This is a genomic window from Clostridium sp. HBUAS56017 (assembly GCF_007115085.1).
Taxonomy (GTDB): domain Bacteria; phylum Bacillota; class Clostridia; order Clostridiales; family Clostridiaceae; genus Clostridium; species Clostridium cibarium.
Window position 1 is genome coordinate 252,792 of sequence record NZ_SULK01000001.1, and the last position, 983, is coordinate 253,774.

Sequence of the window (983 nt, forward strand, 5' to 3'; positions counted from 1 at the left end):
CTTAAGAGTATTTCCTTTGTAGTCTATTCCAACAGTAATATCTGCTGGATTTGTTTTATCAAAATCAGCTTGGCTCTTATCTAAAACAGAACTAAGATGTCCAGATACATTTACTGTTAAAATCGGATCATTTCCTGCATCCATATCAATTGTAATTGTTGATTGTCCGTCTGGTAATTGTGCTAAGTAATCTTTACTTAATACTACGTTTCCATCAACTATTGTATAATCTTTTCCTTCTACTAAAACTTTATCTCCATTTTTTACTGCCTTAAGAATATTTCCGTTGTATTCTACTTTTATAGTAGTATCTTTTACAGTTGCTCTATCTACATCTATAGACACTGGATTTATCTTTGAATCTACAATATCACGTTCTACAAATACTGATCCATCTGCAAAGTTTACTTTGTATGGTTTACTCTTTTGAGCATCCTTTGGCATGTATTGGAATGTTCCCTTTGTTGCAAATGTAACTGGGCTAGCTCCTCTTGCTGCTGTATCTTTTATAGTCATAGTAACATTACATAATACTCCATCTTGTCCAATTGATTCTGCTGGATCATCATTTGATGATGAATTCATATATAATACTTTTACTATTCCACCTGGAAGTATGCTTCCATGGAATGTTGATGTTGGATTTGGACAATCTTTTCCTGGCTCTACCTTTACATTTTCAAATTTAGTTGTATCATATTGTAAACGGAAGTTGTATCCATATACTGCCTTATCTTTTTCAATTCCCTTTACTGTTACTGGTACTACTACAGTATCTCCAGGTTTACCATTAACATCTCCTACTTTTACATCTAGAAGATCACCTACTACATTAATTATTAGTGTTGGATCATTTCCACTATCAAAGTCAAATACAAGAGTTATTTGTCCGTTAACGAATTGACTTAAGTAATCTTTACTTAATACTACTTTTCCATTAACTATTGTATAGTCTTTTCCTTCTACTAAAACTTTATCTCCAT

Annotated in this window: 1 protein-coding gene; it reads right to left on the reverse strand. The window is 32.1% G+C overall.

Annotated elements, in window-relative coordinates; translation table 11 throughout:
• The coding region (locus FAY47_RS01420) for a X2-like carbohydrate binding domain-containing protein (RefSeq protein ID WP_243129504.1) at positions 1-983 on the reverse strand (983 nt) is incomplete at both ends.